The 19,941-nt window shown below is 67.8% G+C and carries 20 protein-coding genes; 18 read left to right on the plus strand and 2 right to left on the minus strand.

Annotation, left to right across the window (positions count from 1 at the left end; all coding sequences use genetic code 11):
- Window positions 1-99 precede the first annotated feature (99 nt).
- The 13 genes from EXE63_RS22465 (at window position 100) to EXE63_RS22525 (ending at window position 13,843) form a co-directional block, all read left to right on the plus strand.
- The gene (locus tag EXE63_RS22465; RefSeq protein ID WP_234904234.1) at window positions 100-714 is read left to right on the plus strand and encodes a TetR/AcrR family transcriptional regulator; all 615 of its coding nucleotides are present in this window, start codon (window positions 100-102) and stop codon (window positions 712-714) included.
- 189 nt (window positions 715-903) lie between these two features.
- Window positions 904-1,683, plus strand: coding sequence for an MlaE family ABC transporter permease (locus EXE63_RS22470; protein WP_168145714.1), 780 nt, complete (start codon window positions 904-906; stop codon window positions 1,681-1,683).
- A gap of 8 nt (window positions 1,684-1,691) precedes the next feature.
- A complete protein-coding gene (locus EXE63_RS22475; protein WP_168145715.1) occupies window positions 1,692-2,522 on the plus strand; it encodes an ABC transporter permease in 831 nt (276 codons plus the stop codon).
- Between the two features lies 1 nt (window position 2,523).
- Window positions 2,524-3,993 (plus strand): MCE family protein, encoded by a 1,470-nt coding sequence (locus EXE63_RS22480; RefSeq protein WP_168143749.1) that lies wholly within the window; start codon window positions 2,524-2,526, stop codon window positions 3,991-3,993.
- 39 nt (window positions 3,994-4,032) lie between these two features.
- Entirely contained in the window at window positions 4,033-5,064 is a 1,032-nt protein-coding gene (locus EXE63_RS22485; protein ID WP_168143750.1) for a virulence factor Mce family protein, read from the plus strand.
- Window positions 5,061-6,431: an MCE family protein gene (locus EXE63_RS22490; protein WP_168143751.1), complete on the plus strand. Its 1,371-nt coding sequence runs from the start codon at window positions 5,061-5,063 to the stop codon at window positions 6,429-6,431. The genes EXE63_RS22485 and EXE63_RS22490 overlap by 4 nt, the downstream gene beginning before the upstream one ends.
- Window positions 6,428-7,762 (plus strand): MCE family protein, encoded by a 1,335-nt coding sequence (locus EXE63_RS22495; RefSeq protein WP_168143752.1) that lies wholly within the window; start codon window positions 6,428-6,430, stop codon window positions 7,760-7,762. The genes EXE63_RS22490 and EXE63_RS22495 overlap by 4 nt, the downstream gene beginning before the upstream one ends.
- Window positions 7,762-8,919 carry an MCE family protein gene (locus EXE63_RS22500; protein WP_168145716.1) on the plus strand — a complete coding sequence of 386 codons (1,158 nt, stop codon included), beginning with the start codon at window positions 7,762-7,764 and terminating at the stop codon, window positions 8,917-8,919. Before EXE63_RS22495 ends, EXE63_RS22500 begins: the two co-directional genes overlap by 1 nt.
- A 1-nt stretch (window position 8,920) precedes the next feature.
- A complete protein-coding gene (locus EXE63_RS22505; protein WP_168143753.1) occupies window positions 8,921-10,387 on the plus strand; it encodes an MCE family protein in 1,467 nt (488 codons plus the stop codon).
- Window positions 10,351-11,016 (plus strand): Rv1363c family protein, encoded by a 666-nt coding sequence (locus EXE63_RS22510; RefSeq protein WP_168143754.1) that lies wholly within the window; start codon window positions 10,351-10,353, stop codon window positions 11,014-11,016. The genes EXE63_RS22505 and EXE63_RS22510 overlap by 37 nt, the downstream gene beginning before the upstream one ends.
- Window positions 11,013-11,687, plus strand: a complete 675-nt coding sequence (locus EXE63_RS22515) for a hypothetical protein (protein WP_168143755.1) — start codon at window positions 11,013-11,015, stop codon at window positions 11,685-11,687. Before EXE63_RS22510 ends, EXE63_RS22515 begins: the two co-directional genes overlap by 4 nt.
- Window positions 11,688-11,697: 10 nt before the next feature.
- Window positions 11,698-12,597 (plus strand): alpha/beta fold hydrolase, encoded by a 900-nt coding sequence (locus EXE63_RS22520; RefSeq protein WP_168143756.1) that lies wholly within the window; start codon window positions 11,698-11,700, stop codon window positions 12,595-12,597.
- The gene (locus tag EXE63_RS22525; protein WP_168143757.1) at window positions 12,587-13,843 is read left to right on the plus strand and encodes a WS/DGAT domain-containing protein; all 1,257 of its coding nucleotides are present in this window, start codon (window positions 12,587-12,589) and stop codon (window positions 13,841-13,843) included. Before EXE63_RS22520 ends, EXE63_RS22525 begins: the two co-directional genes overlap by 11 nt.
- A 70-nt stretch (window positions 13,844-13,913) precedes the next feature.
- On the opposite strand, the gene EXE63_RS22530 is transcribed toward EXE63_RS22525, so the two are convergent.
- On the minus strand, window positions 13,914-14,516 hold the full coding sequence (locus tag EXE63_RS22530) for a TetR/AcrR family transcriptional regulator (protein WP_168143758.1): 603 nt from the start codon (window positions 14,514-14,516) through the stop codon (window positions 13,914-13,916).
- A gap of 24 nt (window positions 14,517-14,540) precedes the next feature.
- Between EXE63_RS22530 and EXE63_RS22535 the strand changes: the two genes are divergently transcribed.
- The 5 genes from EXE63_RS22535 (at window position 14,541) to EXE63_RS22555 (ending at window position 19,109) form a co-directional block, all read left to right on the plus strand.
- Window positions 14,541-15,290: an SDR family NAD(P)-dependent oxidoreductase gene (locus EXE63_RS22535; RefSeq protein WP_168143759.1), complete on the plus strand. Its 750-nt coding sequence runs from the start codon at window positions 14,541-14,543 to the stop codon at window positions 15,288-15,290.
- Window positions 15,291-15,375: 85 nt separating this feature from the next.
- Window positions 15,376-15,837 carry a DoxX family protein gene (locus EXE63_RS22540; RefSeq protein ID WP_234904626.1) on the plus strand — a complete coding sequence of 154 codons (462 nt, stop codon included), beginning with the start codon at window positions 15,376-15,378 and terminating at the stop codon, window positions 15,835-15,837.
- An 80-nt stretch (window positions 15,838-15,917) separates the two neighbouring features.
- Window positions 15,918-16,100 (plus strand): NrtR DNA-binding winged helix domain-containing protein, encoded by a 183-nt coding sequence (locus EXE63_RS22545; protein ID WP_209999856.1) that lies wholly within the window; start codon window positions 15,918-15,920, stop codon window positions 16,098-16,100.
- 50 nt (window positions 16,101-16,150) lie between these two features.
- Window positions 16,151-17,884, plus strand: a complete 1,734-nt coding sequence (locus EXE63_RS22550; protein ID WP_168143761.1) for a DUF3556 domain-containing protein — start codon at window positions 16,151-16,153, stop codon at window positions 17,882-17,884.
- Between the two features lie 10 nt (window positions 17,885-17,894).
- Entirely contained in the window at window positions 17,895-19,109 is a 1,215-nt protein-coding gene (locus EXE63_RS22555; RefSeq protein ID WP_168143762.1) for an amidohydrolase, read from the plus strand.
- Here the strand turns inward: EXE63_RS22555 and EXE63_RS22560 are convergent.
- Window positions 19,106-19,903 carry a FadR/GntR family transcriptional regulator gene (locus EXE63_RS22560; RefSeq protein WP_168143763.1) on the minus strand — a complete coding sequence of 266 codons (798 nt, stop codon included), beginning with the start codon at window positions 19,901-19,903 and terminating at the stop codon, window positions 19,106-19,108. The two genes, EXE63_RS22555 and EXE63_RS22560, sit on opposite strands and share 4 nt — an antisense overlap.
- Window positions 19,904-19,941 lie beyond the last annotated feature (38 nt).

Raw genomic sequence — 19,941 nt, forward strand, 5'->3', positions numbered from 1 at the left:
TCACGGACATCCTCTCGACTGCCTGCGGCTCAGGTTACTGACCGGCCTTCCCAAACTGGTGTCGGGTCGGGGGTCTGCGGGTCACTAGACTTGGATGCCGTGCCGTCAGTGCCATCAGCGGGATCCAGCGCCGAGGAGCGCGACCGCATCGTGGAGGCAACCTTCGACTGCCTGTCCGAACCGCATGAGAGCCCGGTGCACGTCTCGGCCATCCTGGCCCGGGCGGAGGTGTCCAGCCGCGCCTTCTACCGGCACTTCCAGTCCAAGGACGAGCTGTTCCTCGCGATGCTGGAACAGGTGACCGAACGGCTGGCCGTGCTGCTCGACGAGATCGCCGGCGCCGAGTCCCTGGATCCGGTGGATCAGTTGCGGACGTGGCTGGACCAGATGTTCACCCTGGCCAGCGACACCGATCTGCATCGCTATCTGGCCGTGCTGGACTGCGACGAGATGCGTTCGGCCAAGGGGTATCGAGAGGCCCGTGAACGGTCTCGCGCCCGCCGGGAAGGCTCGCTGGCAACCATCCTGCGCACCGGCCACGCCGAGGGGGCGTTCCCCTGGGCGGAGCCGGAATCGGATGCCATCGCGATCGCGGCCCTGGTGAGCCGCGAGCTGACCTCGGCAAGGATCTTCGATCCGGCGCAGATTCCACTGTCACGGGCCCGGGTCGAGGGATTCACCCTGCGTGCGCTGGGGGTCGCCGGCAAATCGTGACGCAGGCTACTGCACGGTAACTTGCCTCGCCCAACCAGGTGGTCGGTGTTGTCGCTGTGGAAATCGTTATGTACGTTCTTCCGCATCCATAGCGCGCCTGTGGTCATATCGTGTTCGGAGCGCGGGCACCTTGGTTGGAAGGGACTACATGGGTAAGCGGATGTGGCACAGGGCGGGACCGGCCCGCTGATGGCCGTGCAAGACGCCATCCCCAGTGTCGTCACCCGGCCGGTGCGCGCCTTCGGTGGCTTCTTCTCGATGACGCTGGACGTCTTCCTGTTGATGTTCCGGCCCCCGTTCGCCTGGCGCGAATACATCCTGCAGTCCTGGTTCGTGGCGCGGGTTTCCCTGCTGCCGACGCTGATGCTGACCATCCCGTACACCGTGCTGCTGACCTTCACCTTCAACATCCTGCTCACCGAGTTCGGTGCCGCGGACTTCTCGGGCACCGGCGCCGCGCTGGGCACCGTCACCCAGATCGGGCCGATCGTCACGGTGCTGGTGATCGCCGGCGCCGGCGCCACCGCGATGTGCGCAGACCTGGGCGCCCGGACCATTCGCGAGGAGCTCGACGCGCTCCGGGTGATGGGTGTGAATCCGATTCAGGCCTTGGTGATTCCGCGGGTGCTGGCCGCGACCACGGTCTCGCTGGCCCTGTCGGCCACCGTCGTACTGGTCGGTCTGACCGGTGCCTACCTGTTCTGCGTCTACGTCCAGCACGTGTCACCGGGCGCGTTCGTGGCCGGCCTGACCCTGATCACCGGCCCCACCGATGTGTTCATCGCCCTCATCAAGGCCGCGCTGTTCGGCCTGACCGCCGGCCTGATCGCCTGCTACAAGGGCATTTCGGTGGGCGGCGGACCGGCCGGTGTCGGTAACGCGGTGAACGAGACCGTGGTGTTCACCTTCATGGCGCTGTTCGCCATCAACGTGGTCGCCACCGCCGTCGGTGTGAAGGCGGGGACGTGACGACCACGATGGGCCTGCGGGTCAAGCGCGGAGTCGGCAGCGTTGTCGACAGCTGGAACCATGTGGGGGAGCAGACCCAGTTCTTCGGGCGCACACTGCTGTCCATCGGTGACGTCTTCGTCCGGTATCCCAAAGAACTCATCCGGCTGATCGCCCAGATGGGCCTCGGCGCGGGCGCGTTGGCCATCATCGGCGGCACCGTCGCGATCGTCGGCTTCCTGACCGTCAGTACCGGCGCCCTGGTCGCCGTGCAGGGCTTCAACCAGTTCTCCGAGATCGGTGTCGAGGCGCTGACCGGGTTCGCCTCCGCCTTCTTCAACGTCCGGCTGATCGCGCCCGCGACCACCGCCATCGCGCTGTCGGCCACCATCGGCGCCGGCGCCACGGCGCAACTCGGGGCGATGCGGATCAACGAGGAGATCGACGCCCTCGAGGTGATCGGCATCCGCAGCATCGCCTACCTGGCGTCGTCCCGGGTGATCGCCGGTGTGATCGTGGTGATCCCGCTGTACTGCGTCGGTGTGCTGGCCTCCTTCTGGGCGGCCAAGTTCGGCACCACCGCCATCTACGGGCAGTCCCCCGGTGTCTACAACCACTACTTCGACACGTTCCTCAATCCCACCGATCTGATCTGGTCGTTCGTGCAGTCGATCGCGATGGCGATCGTCATCATGCTGGTGCACACCTATTACGGGTTCACCGCCAGCGGCGGCCCGGCCGGTGTGGGTGAGGCGGTGGGGCGCGCGGTGCGCACCTCGCTGATCATCTCCGCGTTCGTCGTGGTGATGATCTCGCTTGCGGTGTACGGGCAATCTGGCAACTTCAACCTGGCCGGCTGATATGACGACGACTGCGAAACAACGCAAGGGGCTGGCCCCGGGCTGGTGGACGCTGTTCCTGGTGATCCTGATCATCGCCGCGATCTGGCTGTCCTACTCACTGTTCACCGGCACGCTGCGCAGCTACGTCCCGGTCACCCTGACCGCCGATCGGTCCGGTCTGGTGATGGAGACCAACGCCAAGGTCAAGCTCAACGGCGTGCAGGTCGGCAAGGTCGTGGCGATCAGCGGCGGGGACTCCGAGAGCGTCGCCCCGGTGAAGCTCCGACTCGACATCTACCCGGATCAGATCAAGTACATCCCGGCCAACGTCGGAGCCCAGATCCGGGCCACCACCATCTTCGGTGCCAAGTTCGTCGACCTGGTGTTCCCGGACGAGCCGGTGTCCGAACGCCTGCAAGCCAATCAGGTCCTCGAATCGAAGAACGTCACCACCGAGGTCAACACCGTCTTCCAGAATCTGGTGAGTGTTCTCAACAAGATCGACACCGCCAAGCTGAACAGCACCCTGACCGCCCTGGCGGAGGGCGTGCGCGGGCAGGGCGAGCGCATCGGGCAGGCCACCACCGACGCCAATCAGGTACTGCTGGCGCTGAACCCGCGCAGCGAGACGGTCCGCGAGGACTGGCAGGCGCTGGCCGGCGCCGCCGACGTGTACAGCTCTGCTGCGCAGGGCATCCTGGCCACCTTGGATGCGGCGGCGACCACCTCGGTCACCCTGACCGAGCGCTCCCGCCAACTCGACGCGCTGCTGCTGGCCACGACGGGGCTGTCCAACAAGGGAATCGAGCTCCTCGCCCCGAACAAGGACAACCTGATCAAGGCCATCAACACGCTGCGGCCGACCACCGAACTGCTGTACAAGTACAGCCCGTCCTACACCTGCCTGTTCACCGGCGCGAAGTACCTGCTCGACAACGGCGGTTACGAGGCCACCGGTGGCAACGGCAAATCCCTCATCCTGGACACGTCCCTCGCCCTGGGCGACGACCCGTACCGCTTCCCCGATCACCTGACCGTCGTCGGTGCCAAGGGCGGCCCGGGCGGCAAGCCCAGCTGCGGCTCGCTGCCGATCGTCGACGACAACTGGCCGGTGCGCCAGCTGATTACCAACACCGGCTTCGGCACCGGAATGGACGTGCGGCCCAACCCGGGTATCGCGTTCCCGGCCTACGGCAACTACCTGCCGGTCACCCGCGCGGTGCCCGAACCGCCCAGCATCCGCAACACGTGGGGTGGACCGGCCATCGGGCCGATCCCGTACCCGGGTGCACCCGCCTTCGGCGCCCAGCTGTACGCGCCGGACGGCACCCCGCTGTGGCCGGGACTGCCGCCCGCCCCGCCGCCGGGAGCACCGCGCGAACCCGGACCGACACCGGGCTCGGAACCGTTCACCGTCCTGGCACCCGGCGTGCAACCCACACCGCTGCCACCGACACCGCTGCCCGTACCTGCTGCACCCGGCCCGTAACCGTTATCGACAGACACCGTTGAGGAGAACCTGCAAGCCATGAAAGACAATCTGGGGGGCGCCATCTGGCGGCTCACCATTTTCCTGGCAGTGTGCCTGCTGGGTGTCTTCGGCCTGTTCGCGATCTTCTCCCAGCTGCGATTCGGCGAGGGAGAGTCGGGATACCGCGCCGAATTCACCAATGTCAGCGGCATGGAGCCCGACGACTTCGTCCGGATCGCCGGTGTGGAGGTCGGCAAGGTCGGCGAGCTGCAGATGCGTGACGACGGCAGCGTGCTGGTCGATTTCACGGTCGACGAGTCGGTGGTGCTCACCGAGGGCACCCGCGCCATCATCCGGTACGACGACCTCATCGGCGGCCGCTACCTGGCGTTGGAAGAGGGCACCGGGGACACCTCCCGGCTCCAGCCCGGCGCCACGATCCCGTTCGCGCGCACCGCGCCCGCGCTCGATCTCGACTCGCTGATCGGCGGCTTCCGGCCGCTGTTCAAGGCGCTCGACCCGGACCAGATCAACGCGCTGTCGGGGCAGTTGATCAGCGCGCTGCAGGGGCAGGGCGCCACCATCGGGTCCTTCCTCACCCAGACCGCCGCGTTGACCAACACGCTGGCCGACCGTGACCAGTTGATCGGAGAGGTCATCGTCAACCTCAACACCGTGATGGGCTCGCTGGGCGACCAGAACGAGCAGTTCGCCAAGGGCGTCGACGGGCTGTCGGAACTGATCGACGGGCTCGCCGAGCGGCGCACCGACATCGCCAACGGCGTCGCCTACACCAGTGCGGCGGCCGCCAGCATCGCCGACCTGCTCTCCGAGGCGCGTCCGCCGTTCGCCAAGACGATCACCGAGACCGACCGCACCGCAGGTGTGGTGCTCGCCGACCATGAGTACTTCGACAACCTGATCAACACGCTGCCCGACGCCTATCAGGCGTTGGCACGCCAGGGAATCTACGGTGACTTCTTCAGCTTCTATCTCTGCGACATCGTGCTCAAGCTGAACGGCAAGGGCGGTCAGCCGGTGTATGTGAAGGCGGCCGGGCAGAGCACCGGGAGGTGTGCGCCGAAGTGAAGTCCTTCGCAGAACGCAATCAGCTGATCGTCGGCGCCATCGGCCTGACCGTCATCGCCGCGATCATCCTGGGCGCGCTGAACTACGACAAACTGCCGTTCCTCAACAGCGGCAAGGATTATTCGGCGTACTTCGTCGAGGCCGGCGGAATCCGCAGCGGCGCCTCGGTGCAGGTGTCGGGGATGCGGGTCGGCCAGGTCAAGTCCGTCGAACTGGACGGCCAGCGGGTGCTGGTGAAGTTCACCGTCAAGAGCAACGTGCGCATCGGTGACCGCAGTGAGGCCGCGGTGCGGACCAAGAGCCTGCTGGGCACCAAGATCCTGGAGGTCACCCCGCGCGGTGACGGCACCCAGAGCGGCACCATCCCCACCGAGCGCACCACCCCGGCCTACCAATTGCCGGACGCCCTGGGCGATTTGACCACCACCATCAGCGGCCTGAACACCGACCAGCTCTCGGATTCGCTGCGGGTGATCTCCGAGACCTTCGCCGACACCCCGCCGGACCTCAAGGTCGCCATCGAGGGGGTGGCCCGGTTCTCCGAGACCCTCAACGAGCGCGACGCCGAACTGCGCGGACTGCTGGCCAACGCCAACAAGGCCACCACGGTGCTGGCCGAGCGCAGCGACCAGATCGTCACGCTGGTGCGCAGCAGCAATGCGCTGCTGGCCGAACTGCGTAGCCAAACCGCTGCGCTGGACGCGATCTCGGGCAACATCTCGGCGTTGAGCCGTCAGCTGCAGGGCTTCATCAACGAGAACAACGAGACGATGAAACCGGCGCTGGAGAAGCTCAACGGCGTGCTCACCATCCTGGACAACCGCAAGGAACGGTTGCAGAAGTCGCTGAAGTTGATGCATGCCTACGCCATGTCGCTCGGTGAGTCCGCGGCGTCGGGCCCGTTCTTCAAGTCCTACGTCGCCAACCTGCTGCCCGGTCAGTTCGTGCAGCCGTTCGTCGACGCGGCGTTCTCCGACCTGGGTCTGGATCCGAACGTGCTGCTGCCGTCCGAGCGCCACGATCCGGGTGTCGGGCAGGCGGGTACCCCGGCCATGCCGATCCCGTTCCCGCGCACCGGTCAGGGCGGCGAACCGCGCATGACGCTGCCCGATGCCATCACCGGCAACCCGGGCGACCTGGGCTGTGGGCCTCCGGGCATCCCGCTGCCGGGCCCGACCGGTTGCTACCCGTACCGCGAGCCGATTCCGCCGGGTCCGCCCGGTGGTCCGCCGCCCGGACCGCCGGCCATCGCGCCGCCGGGCTTGGAGTCCCAGCAGCCCAGCCGGCAGCCGGTGCTGGTGCCCGCGCCGGGTGAGCCGGTGCCGCACGGCGCCGGATCCGGTACCGAACCGGGGGCAGGCCGATGAGCACACCGTCCAAGCAGAGCACCAAGCGGATCTCGCTGCTCGTGGTGTTCGCACTGCTGCTGGTCGCGGGCGTGTTCGCGGTCAGCCGGGTCACCGACTCGTTCAGCCGCACCAACGTGGTGGCCTACTTCGACAACAGCAACGGCATCTTCGAGGGTGACGACGTAGTCATCCTCGGTGTGCCCGTCGGCCGGATCGCCAAGATCGAACCGGAGCCGGAGCGGGTGAAGATCTCGTTCTGGTACGACAGCAAGTACAAGGTGCCCGCCGACGCCAACGCGGCGATCCTGTCGCCGATGCTGGTGACGTCGCGGGCGATCCAGTTGACCCCGACGTACTCGGGCAGCGGGCCGGTGTTGGAGAACGACGCCGTCATCCCGGAGGAGCGCACCGTCGTCCCGGTCGAGTACGACGACTTCCGCGCTCAGCTGGAACGCATCACCGAGAACCTGCAGCCGACCGAACCCGGCGGCGTCAGCACGCTGGGGTCGGTGATCAACACCGCCGCGGACAACCTGCGCGGCCAGGGCGCCGACATCCGCTCCACGTTGGTCAAGCTGTCGCAGGCGTTTTCGGCCATCGGCGACCACAGCACCGATGTGTTCTCCACGGTGAAGAACCTGTCCATCCTGGTGTCCGCGCTGCAGGACAGCACCACCGTGATGCGCCAGCTCAACCAGAATCTGGCCTCGGTGTCGGGCACGCTGGCCGACAACCCCGACGAGGTCGGCAACGCCGTGCAGGATCTCGCCGACACCGTCGGGATGGTGCAGAGCTTCGTGGCCGACAACCGCGAAACCCTGGGCACCACTTCGGACAAGCTGGCCGGGGTGAGCCAGGCGCTCAACGACAGCCTCGACGACGTCAAGCAGTTCCTGCACGTGGCGCCGACCACGCTGCAGAACTACATCAACGCCTATCAGCCCGCGCAGGGCGCGATGTCCACGGTGCCGGTGATCAACAACTTCTCCAACCCGATCACCTTCCTGTGCGGTGCGGTGCAGGCGGCCTCGCGGCTCGGCGCCGAGCAGTCGTCCAAGCTGTGCGTGCAGTACCTGGCGCCGATCATGAAGAACCGTCAGTACAACTTCCCGCCGATCGGGCAGAACCTCGCTGTCGGCGCGTTCGCCCGGCCGAACGAGATCACCTACAGCGAGGACTGGTTGCGCCCGGACTACATCCCGCCGCCGGCCCCGGCGGCGCCGCCCGCCGCGGCTGGCCCGGCCACCCCGGTTCCGGGTGGCCCGCCGCTGGCCGCCGAATCGGTGTCGGCCACCAACCCGGCCGACGGGCTGCCCGGGATGATGGTTCAGCACGGAGCGGGGTCATGATGATTCGGAGGGCTGGAGCGAAGCGACCGGGGATTGTTCACGCTCGTCTCGGAATCGGCGTGCTCGCCGTGGCGCTGGCCGCCAGCGGATGCTCCTGGAAGGGCATCAACTCGGTGGCGCTGCCCGGTGTGGAAGGAAAGGGCCCGGGCGCGTACACGATTCAGGCGCAGATGCCCGACGTGGACAACCTGGACCAGAACTCGCGGGTCCGGGTCAACGACGTCACCGTCGGCAACGTCACCGACATCGAACGCCAGGGCTGGCATGCGCTGGTCACCATGAGCCTCAACGAGAATGTGGTGCTGCCGGCCAACGCCACCGCCACCCTGGGCCAGACCAGCCTTTTGGGTTCGCAGCACATCGAACTCGCGGTGCCCACGGACGCCGAGCCCACCGGCCGGCTCAAGCAGGGCGCGGTGATCCCGCTGGAGTCCGCCGGTGCGTACCCGACCACCGAGCAGACGCTGGCCGCAGTCTCGTTGCTGCTCAACGGTGGTGGCGTCGGCCAGGTGCAGGACATCACCCAGGCGTTCAGCACCGCGTTCACCGGCCGTGAGGCCGACCTGCGCAGCCTGATCACCGAGTTGGACCGCTACATCGCGTACACCAACGACCAGAAGGACGACATCATCGCCGCCGCGGAGAGTTTGAACTCTCTCGTCGGCCAGGTCGCCGAGCAGAAGCCGGTGGTGGACCGCGCGCTGGAAACCATCCCCGACGCCCTGCAGGTGCTCAAGGATCAGCGAGAAGAGTTGTCCGAGGCCCTCGTTCAGCTGGGCCGGTTCAGTGCGCTGGCGGCCGACTCGGTGAACCAGACCAAGGAATCGCTCGTCGCCCAGCTGAAAGCCCTTGGGCCGACGCTGGAATCGCTGGCCAACGCCGGTCCGGCGCTGACCCGCGGGTTGAGCATCCTGACCACCTACCCGTTCCCCAAGGAGACGCTCACCAACTGGATGCGCGGCGACTACGCCAACCTCACGCTGGTGGTGGACCTGACCCTGAGCCGTATCGACCAGGGCATCTTCACCGGCACCCGGTGGGAGGGCGACCTGACCGAACTGGAGATGCAGTGGGGCCGCACCATCGGGCAGCTGCCGAGTCCCTACACGGGGGCGAACCCGCTGCTCGTTCCGTACCGCTGGGATCAGGGGCGCTGACATGATTCTGACCAGACGGATCCTGACCCAGCTGGCGATCTTCATCGCCATCTCCGTCATCGCCATCGGCATCATGGCGTTCGGTTACATGCGGCTGCCGAACCTGCTGTTCGGTGCCGGGCACTACCGGGTCAGCCTGGAGCTGCCCGAGACCGGCGGGCTGTACCCGCGCAGCAACGTCACCTATCGCGGCACCCAGGTGGGCCGGGTGGAGAGCGTCGGTCTGACCGAGCGCGGGACCGTCGTCGCCGAGATGTCGCTGACCGACAAGGTGGCCATCCCCGCGGACCTGGAGGCCCAGGTGCACAGCCGCTCCGCGGTCGGCGAGCAGTACGTGGAACTGTTGCCGCGCAGCGGGGACGGACCCACCCTGCGCGACGGCGACGTCATCGCGATCGACAACACCACCGTGCCCACCGATGTCAATTCCCTGCTGGAGGCCACCAACCGCGGGTTGGAGGCCATCCCCGGCGACAACCTGCGTACCGCGGTGGACGAGGCCTACCTCGCCGTCGGCGGGTTGGGGCCGGACCTGTCCCGGCTGGTGAAGGGCTCCACCCAGCTGGCCATCGACGCGCGGGCCAACCTCGACCCGCTGGTCAACCTGATCGACCAGTCAAAGCCGGTGTTGGACACCCAGATCGACACCGGTGACTCGGTGCGGGCCTGGGCGTCGAACCTGGCCACCGTGACCGCCGAACTGCGCGACCACGACGATGCGGTGCGCGGCATCCTGGACCGCGGCCCCGGCGCCGCCGAAGAGGTGCGCGCCCTGTTCGACCGCCTGCAGCCGACCCTGCCCGTCGTGCTGGCCAATCTGGTCAGCATCGGCGAGGTGGCGCTGGCCTACAAGCCGTCGCTGGAACAGTTGCTGGTGCTCTTCCCGCAGGGCACCGCGGTCAACCAGGCCACCGGTCTGGCGAGCCGACACACCAAGCAGGACTACAAGGGTGCCTACCTGAACTTCAACCTGAACCTGAACCTGCCGCCGCCATGCAACACCGGCTTCCTGCCCGCGCAGCAGGTGCGCGCCCCGGCCCTGGAGGACTATCCGGACCGGCCGGCGGGCGACATCTACTGCCGCGTCCCGCAGGATTCGCCGTTCAACGTGCGCGGCGCGCGCAACCTGCCATGCATCACGGTGCCCGGCAAACGCGCGCCGAACTGGAAGATGTGCGAGAGCGAGGAGAACTACATCCCGCTCAACGACGGCTTCAACTGGAAGGGCGATCCGAACGCCACGCTGTCGGGTCAGGCCGTTCCGCAGTTGTGGCCGGGCTCACAGCCTGCGGAAACGGCTCCGGCTCCGGAGCAGGCCGCACCGCCCATCGCATCCGCTGAGTACGACCAGCAGAGCGGCACGTACGTTGGACCGGACGGTCAGGTGTACACGCAATCGAACCTGGCCCGTACCGCGAACGAGGAGCAAACATGGCAGACGATGCTGCTACCCCCTCCGGGGAAGTGAGCGAGTCCGCATCCGAAGCTGACGCTGTAGCCGAAACCGCCGCCGTCGAGGAGACCACCGAGACCCCCGAGGAGTCCGTCGAGGACACCGAGGGCGTCGAGGACTTCGACGAGGCGGTAGCGGCCGCGGAGCCCAAGGCGCCGATGTCGCACGTGCGGCTGGCGACCATCGTCGGGCTGGTGGTGGTGATCGCGTTGGCGGGCCTGGTCGGCTGGCTCGGGTTCCGCACCTACGAATCGCAGAAGCTCGAGGCGCAGCGCGCGCTGTTCCTCCAGGTCGGCCGGCAGGGTGCGATAAACCTGACCACGATCGACTGGGAGCAGGCGGAGGCCGATGTGCAGCGCATCGTGGACTCGGCCACGGGCACCTTCTACGACGATTTCCAGCAGCGCGCGGGCCCGTTCATCGAGGTCGTCAAGCAGGCGCAGTCCAAGTCCGTCGGCATGGTGACCGAGGCGGGGCTGGAATCGGAATCCGATACCGAGGCCAGTGTGCTCGTCGCGGTGACGGTGCAGACCTCCAATGCCGGTGCGGCCGAACAGCAGCCGCGGCTGTGGCGGATGCGCGTCACCGTCCAGGATGTCGGCGATGATCAGGTGAAGGTGTCCAACGTGGAGTTCGTGCCGTGACCGAGAAGAAGACCGAACCCGATGCCACCGAACCCGAGCTGACCGAACCCGAGCTGACCGAGGCCGAGCTGACCGAGGCCGAGGTGACCGAGTCCGATTCCACGGCCGTGGAATCGGCCGAGCCGGCCGAGGACGGGGAGGCTCCCGGGGAGTCCGAAGCGAGCCCCGCCGCGCGGGAGAAGCGATCCATCGAGTGGCCGCGGGTGCTGGCCTACGGCATCCTGCCCGCGCTGGCGCTGGTGCTGGCCATGGGTGCCGGTTACCTGAAATGGCAGGACAATTCGGTGCGCGACGGGGACGGCGCCGCGGTCGAATCGGTGCAGGTCGCCAAGGACAGCACGGTGGCGCTGCTGTCCTATCAGCCCGATACCGTGGAACAGCAGCTCTCCGATGCCCGGTCCCTGCTGACCGGAGACTTCCAGCAGGCCTACACCGATCTCACGACCGATGTCGTCATCCCGGGCGCCAAGGAGAAGCAGATCTCGGCGGTGGCCACGGTACCGGCGGCCGCGTCGGTGGAGGCCGAGCCGAATCGCGCGGTGGTACTGGTGTTCGTCAACCAGACCGTGGTGGTCGGCGCCGACGCGCCGACCGACACCGCTTCCAGCGTGCGGGTCACTCTGGAGAAGACCGGTGACCGCTGGCTGATCTCCGGTTTCGATCCGGTCTAGGCGATCCGAGGTGACCGGCCAGATCGACATCACCGGCGACGATGTCACGCTGCGCGCGTTGACGTGGGGTGACTGGGACAACGCCGAGGCCCCGGTTGCGGTGTGCCTGCATGGATTTCCCGACACCGCCCACGGCTGGCGCAAGGTGGCCCCACAGCTCGCCGACGCGGGCTGGCGGGTGGTGGCCCCGTTCATGCGCGGGTACGCGCCGTCCTCGCTGTCGGCTCAGGGGAGCTATCACGTCGGTGCCCTGATGGACGACGCGCTGCGGGTGCTCGACGCCGCCGGTCGCACCGGGCGCGATGTCGTCATCGGCCACGACTGGGGTGCCATCGCCGCCACCGGGCTGGCCGCCATGCCGGACAGCCCGTTCGCGAAGGCCACGATCATGTCGGTGCCGCCGTCGGCGGCGTTCCGGCAGCGCTCCGACATCGCCCGGTTGGCCGCGCAGCTGCCGCGGCAACTGCGGCGCAGCTGGTACATCCTCTATTTCCAATTACCCTGGCTGCCGGAACATTCCGCGGCGCGGGTGGTGCCCAAGCTGTGGCGGGACTGGTCCCCGGGGTACGACGGTGCGCAGGATGTGCGCCTGGTGCTCGACGCCATCGGAGCGCCGGAGCGCTGGCGCGCGGCGCTGGGCTATTACCGGGCCACGGTGCGCAACAGTCGCCCGCCGGCCCGCTACGCCGAGCTGCACCGGCACTGGCTGTCCGCGCCCGTGGTGGCGACCCTGTACCTGCACGGCACCGACGACGGCTGTGCGTCATCGGAGTACACCGAGTGGGTGCGCCGGGTACTGCCCGCCGGAAGTGCCGCCCATGTCATCGACGGCGGCGGCCACTTCCTGCAGCTCGATCAGCCCGCCGCCACGGCGGAACGCATCCTGGATTTCATCGGAAGTGGCCGCTAACCGGCTGACCGCGGTCGACACCCAGATGTTCTGGATGTCGGCCAGAATGCCCAACGACACCTTCCTGGTGTACGGATTCGACGGCGTGCCGGCGAGCCTGGACGCGGCGATCGGCCGGCTGATCACCAATGCCCGCATCAGCCCGGACCTTTCGCAACGCATCGAGGACAGTTCGCGCCGGCGCTACCCGGCCTGGGTGCCCCACGAGGTCGATGCCGGACAGTTCACCGTGCACGAGATCGCCGATAGCTCCTGGACGGGCTGCCTGGCGGCGGTCAGCGCCCTTGTCGACGATCAGCTCGATCCGAGGGTGATGCCCTGGCGGCTGCATCTTTTCGCGGGTGTGCGGGGAGTTCCCGGGGTCGAGGGCGAGGGCACCGTCGCCGTCCTGCAGATCACCCACACCCTGGGCGGGGGTGGCCGGACCTGCGGACCGGCGTCGGTGATGTTCGGCGGATCCGTCGTGGTCGCACCCGTGACGTCCGTGCACGCCCACCCCGCGCTGTTGCCGTGGCGCAGTGTGCAGGCCACCCGCGCCTACCGGCAACTGGTGGCCGACACCGACGCCGGTCTGGTCCCGCCCCCGGCCGCGCCGTGTATCCCGTTGCGTACCAACGATAATCCGTCCGGTCCCCAGCTCATGCGCACCCTGGTGCGGGACCGCGATGAACTTTCCGGTACCACTGTCACCGTCGCCGCGCTGTCGGCGATCTCGGAGGCGCTGGCCGGCCAGCTCGGCTCTCTCGGCGTGCCGGCCGGGGCGCTCGGGGCGGAGGTCACGATGGCCAAGCCCGGTCCCCGACAGGCCTACAACCATTTTGGGACCGTGGGCGTGGGGCTGCACCCGCAGCTACCGATGCAGCAGCGCATCGACGCGATCGCCGCCGATCTGGCCGCCCGCCGCCTTCGCGCTGCGCATCCGGCGATGCGGGCCTCCGAGCACGCGTTCGAGGCCACCCCGGCACCGCTGTTGCGTTGGGGGATAAGCAAGTTCGATCCGTCGGTGCGGTCATCGACGGTCACCGGCAACACCGTGGTGTCCAGTGTCAACTGCGGCCCGGCCGATTTCACGCTCGGCGGCCGGCCGGTCCGGCTTGCCGCGGCTTTCCCCGGCCTGTCCCCGATGGTGGGCATCACCCACTGCGTGACCGGTGTCGGCAGCACGATCGCACTGAGCGTGTACGCCGCCGAATCGGCGATCGGGGATATCGACGACTATGTGCAGCGGCTTGATTCCGCGCTCTAGTTCGCCGGATGTCCGTTTATTGCACAGCGTTTCGTGATGTGCGTGCCACAAGTGGCCCCTCGGCGCGAGATCAGGAGGCGCGCAGGGTGCCGATTCCGACGTCCAGTGCAGCCTCCAGATAACCCAGGTCGCCGGTGGCCAGCAGGATCCCGACCCCACCCTGGATGCCGGCCAGCAGGGCGGCGGCGCTGCGTTCGGCGTCGACCGCGCCCGCGACCTTGCCCTGATCCTGCATCGAACGTACCCCGGCGGTGATCTCGTCGTGCCAGCGCTGCATCAACGTGGCGGTGACGGCCTGGGCGCCCGGGGTGCTGCGCCCGATCTCCGACATCAGCATGCTCAGCGGGCAGCTCTGGCCCTGACGGCGATAGCGGTCCACCACCGCGTCGCGCCAGCGTTGCCACGCCGCCCACGAGTTCAGCGCGCCCAGGTGCGGTTGCTGGTCGGCCAGCACCTGTTCAGCCTCGTGCTCGGCGACGGCCAGCAGGAGTTGTTCCTTGCCGTCGGGGAAGTAGTGGAACAGCTGGCTCTTGGACGTGTGAGTCCGGGCGCGGATGTCATCGAGTGTGGTCAGGGCCACGCCGCGGGCGCGGATCTCGGCGGCGGCGCCCTCGACGATGCGCTGCCGGGTGGCCGCGCCCTTCTTCGTGAGAGTTTGGACTTGCAGGTCCATTTTCATCGGCCTACACATGGACTCATGAGTCCAAAGAATACGCGGCTTGCGGGCCGCACAGCACTGGTCACCGGCTCCACCGGCGGTCTGGGTGTCGCCATCGCGCGCGCCCTCGCCGCCGAGGGGGCATCCGTCGTCGTCACCGGCCGCAACAAGGATCGCGGCGATGCCGTCGTCGCCGAGATCCGCGCGTCCGGCGGCACCGCAACCTTCGTCGCCGCCGACCTCGGCGCCGGCGAGGCCGAGATCCGGCAGCTTGCCGAAAAGGCCGGGCCCGTGGACATCCTGGTCAACAACGCCGGCGTCTGGTCCATCCCGGAACCCACCGCGGACACCTCCGAGGAAACGCTGCTGGAGTCCTACCGGGCCAATGTCATCGGGCCGTTCCAGCTCACCGGCGCGCTGGCCCCGGCGATGGCACAACGCGGGTACGGCGCAGTGGTCAACATCGGCTCCATCACCGGCCTGATCGGCAGCGACAAATCGGCGCTGTACAGCTCGACCAAGGCCGCCGTGCATTCGCTGACCAAATCGTGGGCCGCCGAGTACGGGCCGTCCGGGGTGCGGGTCAACGCCGTCGCGCCCGGCCCGATCGCCACCGAACGGGCCGCGGAGTCCGCCGATCACGTGGCACCGGTGCTGGCCCGCCTCCCGTCGCGGCGGATGAGCACCCCCGAGGAGGTCGCCGCCGCGGTGGTCTTCCTGGCCGGTGACGACGCCGCGAATATCCACGGCGCGGTGCTCAGTGTGGATGGGGGCTGGGCGGCGATGTAACAGATGGCCTAGATTCTGTTACGTGGCTGATTCCTCTTCCTATGATGTGGCGCTCCTGCTCCTGCGCGTTGTTCTCGGCCTGACCATGGCCGCCCATGGCTACAACAAGTTCTTCGGCGGCGGACGCATCCCGGGCACCGCGGGCTGGTTCGACAGCATCGGCATGAAGCCGGGCCTGTTCCACGCCCGCGTGGCGGCCAGCACCGAGATCGCCGCCGGCCTGGGTCTGGCGCTGGGTCTGCTCACGCCGGTCCCGGCGGCCGGATTCGTGGCGCTCATGCTGGTGGCGGCGTGGACGGTGCACCGGCACAACGGCTTCTTCATCGTCAAGGAAGGCTGGGAGTACAACCTGGTGCTCGCCGTGGCCGCGGTGGCCATCGCCGGCACCGGTGCGGGCCGCTACAGCCTGGACCACCTGCTGTTCTCCGGTACCGACATCGCGTCCTGGCTGTCGGGCTGGTGCGGTCTGGCGATCGCCGTGGGCCTGGGCCTGCTCGGCGGCATCGGTCAGCTGGTGATCTTCTTCCGCCCGCCGGCAAAGACCTAACGCACCAGGCGTAATCGCCGCGGCGCAACACCGACTGTCACCCGCTGGCTACCACCCCGTGCAACGACGAGTTGCGCAGGGTGTACGAGATCATCTGGGGCACAACGCTGGACAGCAGCAACTTCCATCGGAAGGTGACCGGCGCCGCCGGATTCCTGGTGCCGGTCGGGCGGACCCCGGGCCGCGACGGCGGGCGTCCGGCGCAGCTGTATCGCCGCGGTGAGCTGCGCCTTCTGCATAGGGCGATGATGCGCGGCGGCTGAGATGGCCGAACTGCTGGCCCCAGACTAGAACACGTTCTAGTCTGACCGGCATGGGATTCCTGAAGCAGACCACTCCGGTGATCGATTTCGAGGAGTGGAGCAAGGGCACCCGCGCCGAGCGGATCGTCCCGATGGCGCGGCACTGGGCCGAGGTCGGGTTCGGTACGCCCGTCGTGCTGCACCTGTTCTACGTCGCCAAGATCCTCGCCTACATCGTGGCGGCATGGGTGCTGGTGCTCGCCACCACCGACGGTCTCGGCGGGTTCACCGAGTTCTCGTCCTGGTACAACGAGCCGATCCTCTATCAGAAGGTCGTGTTCTACACGATGCTGTTCGAGGTCGTCGGCCTGGGCTGTGGGTTCGGCCCGCTGAACAACCGGTTCTTCCCGCCGATGGGATCGATCCTGTACTGGTTGCGGCCCAGGACGATTCGGCTGCCTCCATGGCCCAACCGCATCCCGCTGACCAAGGGTGACGCGCGCGGCCCGGTGGATGTGCTGCTCTACGGGGCCCTGCTGGTGATGCTCGTCGTCGCGCTGTTCTCCCAGGGCACCGGACCCATACCGGAACTCGGCACCGAGGTCGGTGTGCTGCCGGTCTGGCAGACCGCGGCGATCCTCGTGCTGCTGGCGCTGGCCGGTCTGCGCGACAAGGTCATCTTCCTGGCCGCCCGCGGTGAGGTGTACGGGTCGCTGGCGGTGTGCTTCCTGTTCACCGGCGCCGACATCATCATCGCGGCGAAGTTGGTCTGCCTGGTGATCTGGATGGGTGCGGCAACCTCGAAACTCAACAAGCACTTCCCGTTCGTCATCTCCACCATGATGAGCAACAACCCCGTCTTCCGGTCGCCGGCCATCAAGCGGAAGTTCTTCGAACACTTCCCCGATGACCTGCGTCCCGGCCGGGCCTCCCGCTTCATCGGGCACTTCTCCACCGCGATCGAGGGTCTGGTGCCGCTGGTGCTGTTCTTCAGCCACGGCGGCTGGGCGACGGTCATCGCGGCGTTCGTCATGCTGGTCTTCCACTTCGGCATCCTGAGCTCCATCCCGATGGGGGTGCCGCTGGAATGGAACGTCTTCATGATGTTCAGCGTGCTGGCGCTGTTCGTGGGCCACTCCGGTATCGGACTCGGCGACCTGTCGAGCCCGTGGCCGATCGTGCTGCTGGCCGTGGTCGCGGGCACCGTGGTGCTGGGAAATCTGTTCCCGCGCAAGGTGTCCTTCCTGCCCGGCATGCGCTACTACGCGGGTAACTGGGACACCTCGCTGTGGTGTATCAAGCCCTCGGCCGACGCCAAGATCGCCGCCGGCATCGTCGCGATCGCGAGCATGCCCGCCGCACAGCTGGAGAAGTTCTATGGCAGCAAGGAAGCCGCCCAGATCCCGATGTACATGGGATATGCGTTCCGTTCCTTCAATACTCACGGTCGTGCGCTGTTCACCCTGGCGCACCGGGCGATGGCCGGGTACAACGAGGACGACTACACGCTCACCGACGGCGAGCGCATCGTCAGCACCGCGATCGGATGGAACTTCGGCGACGGCCACATGAGCAATGAGCAGTTGGTGGCGGCGCTTCAGCAGCGCTGTCATTTCGAGCCGGGGGAGGTGCGCATCGTCATGCTCGACGCGCAGCCCATCCACCGGCAGACCCAGCAGTACCGTCTCGTCGACGCCGCCACCGGCGAGTTCGAACGCGGCTACGTCAAGGTCGCCGACATGGTCGTCCGCCAGCCGTGGGACGACACCGTGCCGGTCTATGACGTGATCTCCTCGAAACGGTAAGACGGACGGTATGGCGATCGACACCGCGAACCTGGCCCACCTGTACCGCGAATTGCACAGTGACCCGGAACTGTCCGGGCAGGAACACGCCACCGCGCAGCGGGTGATGGCCGCGCTCGACGGCGTCGCGGCCGAGGTGACTCCCGGAGTCGGTGGCACAGGAGTCGTGGCTGTGCTGCGCAACGGTGCGGGGCCGGTGGTGATGCTGCGGGCCGATATGGATGCGCTCCCGGTCCGGGAGAACACCGGATTGCCCTACTCCAGTACTAAATCCGTGACCGACGTGAGCGGCCGGCAGGTGCCGGTGGCTCATGCCTGCGGGCACGATATGCACACTGCGTGCCTGGTCGGCGCGGTGCAGGCGCTGGCTGAGTCCCGCGACGAGTGGTCAGGCACCCTGCTCGCGGTCTTCCAGCCGGCCGAGGAACTCGCCAGCGGCGCCCAAGCCATGCTCGACGACGGGTTGTTCGACCGGTTTCCCAAGCCGTCGGTGATCATCGGGCAGCACGTCGGTCCGCTGCCGGCCGGCGTGATCGGCTTCGGCACCGGACCGGTCATGGCCGGCACCGACTCGGTGGACGTGACGCTCCACGGGCGTGGCGGGCACGGGTCGTCGCCGGAGAACACCATCGATCCGGTGGTGATGGCCGCCGCGGTGGTGCTGCGCTTGCAGGGCATCGTCGCCAGGGAGGTGCCATCACACGAGCAGGCCGTGGTGACCGTGGGACGGCTGCAGGCCGGGACGAAGGAGAACATCATTCCCGACACCGCCGAACTGGGCATCAACCTGCGGACCTACTCGGCGCATGTGCGCGACACGGTCAAAGCGGCGGTCGAGCGGATTGTGCGCGCCGAGGCGGCGGCCTCCGGCGCGCCTCGCGAGCCCGATATCGACTGGACGGTGACGGCGCCCGTGCTGGTCAGCGATCCGGCCGCCACCGAGAAAACGATCGGCGCGCTGCGCACCCATTTCGGCCCGGACAAGGTGTGGCCGTTGCCGCCGCTGGCAGCCAGTGAGGATGTCGGCGTGTTCGGCAGCGCCATCGGGGTGCCGACGGTGTTCTGGTTCTGGGGAGGGGTGGACATGCAGACCTTCACCGACGCATTCGCCAAGGGGGAGCTGCCACCGACCAACCACTCGCCGGAGTTCGCGCCGGTCCTGGAACCGACGCTGACGGCCGGAGTGGAGGCACTGACCGTCGCTGCAAGTACCTGGCTGGGTTAAACCATCACATCGCGGACCTTGACGGACTCCATGCCCTTGAGCAGCAGTTCCCGCGCGGTGTCCAGATGCTTGCGCCAGTGCGCCTCGGCGGCCTCGCCGTCGCCGGAACGCATGAGCATCATCAGCCGCTTGTAGGACCGCATCAGCAGTTCGTAGTCCGACTTGGACAGCGGCCGGTTCTCTTTCATGGCGAAAGCGGTGTGCCGCACCGTGATCTCGTGCAGCATGCCGGCCATGATGGTGAGGGTTGCGTTGCCGGACAGCTCGACGACGCGCTGGTGGAAATCGCCGGTGGTCTCGGCCATCCGGCCGGTCTCGCGCCCGGACGGGACATGCGCGGCGATCATCGTGTCGAGTTCGTCGAAGGCCGCCGTGTTTCGCGATTCGGTGAGCAAGCGGACCGCCATCGGCTCGATTCCGGCGCGGGCCGTCATCACATCGGCGATGGTCGCCCCCGACAACTCGAGCAGCAGACCGGCGGGGCGCGCCACGATCTCCGGGCCCGGAACCCGCACCCGCGCGCCGGTGCGTGAACCGCGGCGCACCTCGACGAGGCGCTCGGACTCCAGCACCCGCACGGCCTCGCGCAGCGTAGGACGACTCACCCCGAAGTGGGCCATCAGCTCGGCTTCGTTGGGCAGGAAGTCGCCCTCCTTGAGCTGACCGTCGACGACCATCCGGCGCAGCGTGCCGGCCACCAGTTCGGCGGTCTTGGGTGACCGAATGGGTGCACCGGCCACCGCCGGGACGGCGCTGCGGCCGATCATCGGCGAGAGCGGGGTGCTGCCGGCCACGGTGTGACTCCTCGGGAATAGGCTGATGTCAGGTATTC

Source organism: Mycolicibacterium frederiksbergense, assembly GCF_012223425.1.
Classification (GTDB): Bacteria; Actinomycetota; Actinomycetes; order Mycobacteriales; family Mycobacteriaceae; genus Mycobacterium; species Mycobacterium frederiksbergense.

What these genes read in the sequence shown, in the direction of transcription:
- EXE63_RS22485 (WP_168143750.1), top strand. Translation starts at nt 4,033, where the DNA reads ATGAAAGACAATCTGGGGGGCGCCATCTGGCGGCTCACCATTTTCCTG.
- EXE63_RS22510 (WP_168143754.1), top strand. Translation starts at nt 10,351, where the DNA reads ATGGCAGACGATGCTGCTACCCCCTCCGGGGAAGTGAGCGAGTCCGCA.
- EXE63_RS22495 (WP_168143752.1), top strand. Translation starts at nt 6,428, where the DNA reads ATGAGCACACCGTCCAAGCAGAGCACCAAGCGGATCTCGCTGCTCGTG.
- EXE63_RS22530 (WP_168143758.1), bottom strand. Translation starts at nt 14,516, where the DNA reads ATGGACCTGCAAGTCCAAACTCTCACGAAGAAGGGCGCGGCCACCCGG.
- EXE63_RS22555 (WP_168143762.1), top strand. Translation starts at nt 17,895, where the DNA reads ATGGCGATCGACACCGCGAACCTGGCCCACCTGTACCGCGAATTGCAC.
- EXE63_RS22505 (WP_168143753.1), top strand. Translation starts at nt 8,921, where the DNA reads ATGATTCTGACCAGACGGATCCTGACCCAGCTGGCGATCTTCATCGCC.
- EXE63_RS22540 (WP_234904626.1), top strand. Translation starts at nt 15,376, where the DNA reads ATGGCCGCCCATGGCTACAACAAGTTCTTCGGCGGCGGACGCATCCCG.
- EXE63_RS22475 (WP_168145715.1), top strand. Translation starts at nt 1,692, where the DNA reads ATGGGCCTGCGGGTCAAGCGCGGAGTCGGCAGCGTTGTCGACAGCTGG.
- EXE63_RS22535 (WP_168143759.1), top strand. Translation starts at nt 14,541, where the DNA reads ATGAGTCCAAAGAATACGCGGCTTGCGGGCCGCACAGCACTGGTCACC.
- EXE63_RS22470 (WP_168145714.1), top strand. Translation starts at nt 904, where the DNA reads ATGGCCGTGCAAGACGCCATCCCCAGTGTCGTCACCCGGCCGGTGCGC.
- EXE63_RS22550 (WP_168143761.1), top strand. Translation starts at nt 16,151, where the DNA reads ATGGGATTCCTGAAGCAGACCACTCCGGTGATCGATTTCGAGGAGTGG.
- EXE63_RS22480 (WP_168143749.1), top strand. Translation starts at nt 2,524, where the DNA reads ATGACGACGACTGCGAAACAACGCAAGGGGCTGGCCCCGGGCTGGTGG.
- EXE63_RS22500 (WP_168145716.1), top strand. Translation starts at nt 7,762, where the DNA reads ATGATTCGGAGGGCTGGAGCGAAGCGACCGGGGATTGTTCACGCTCGT.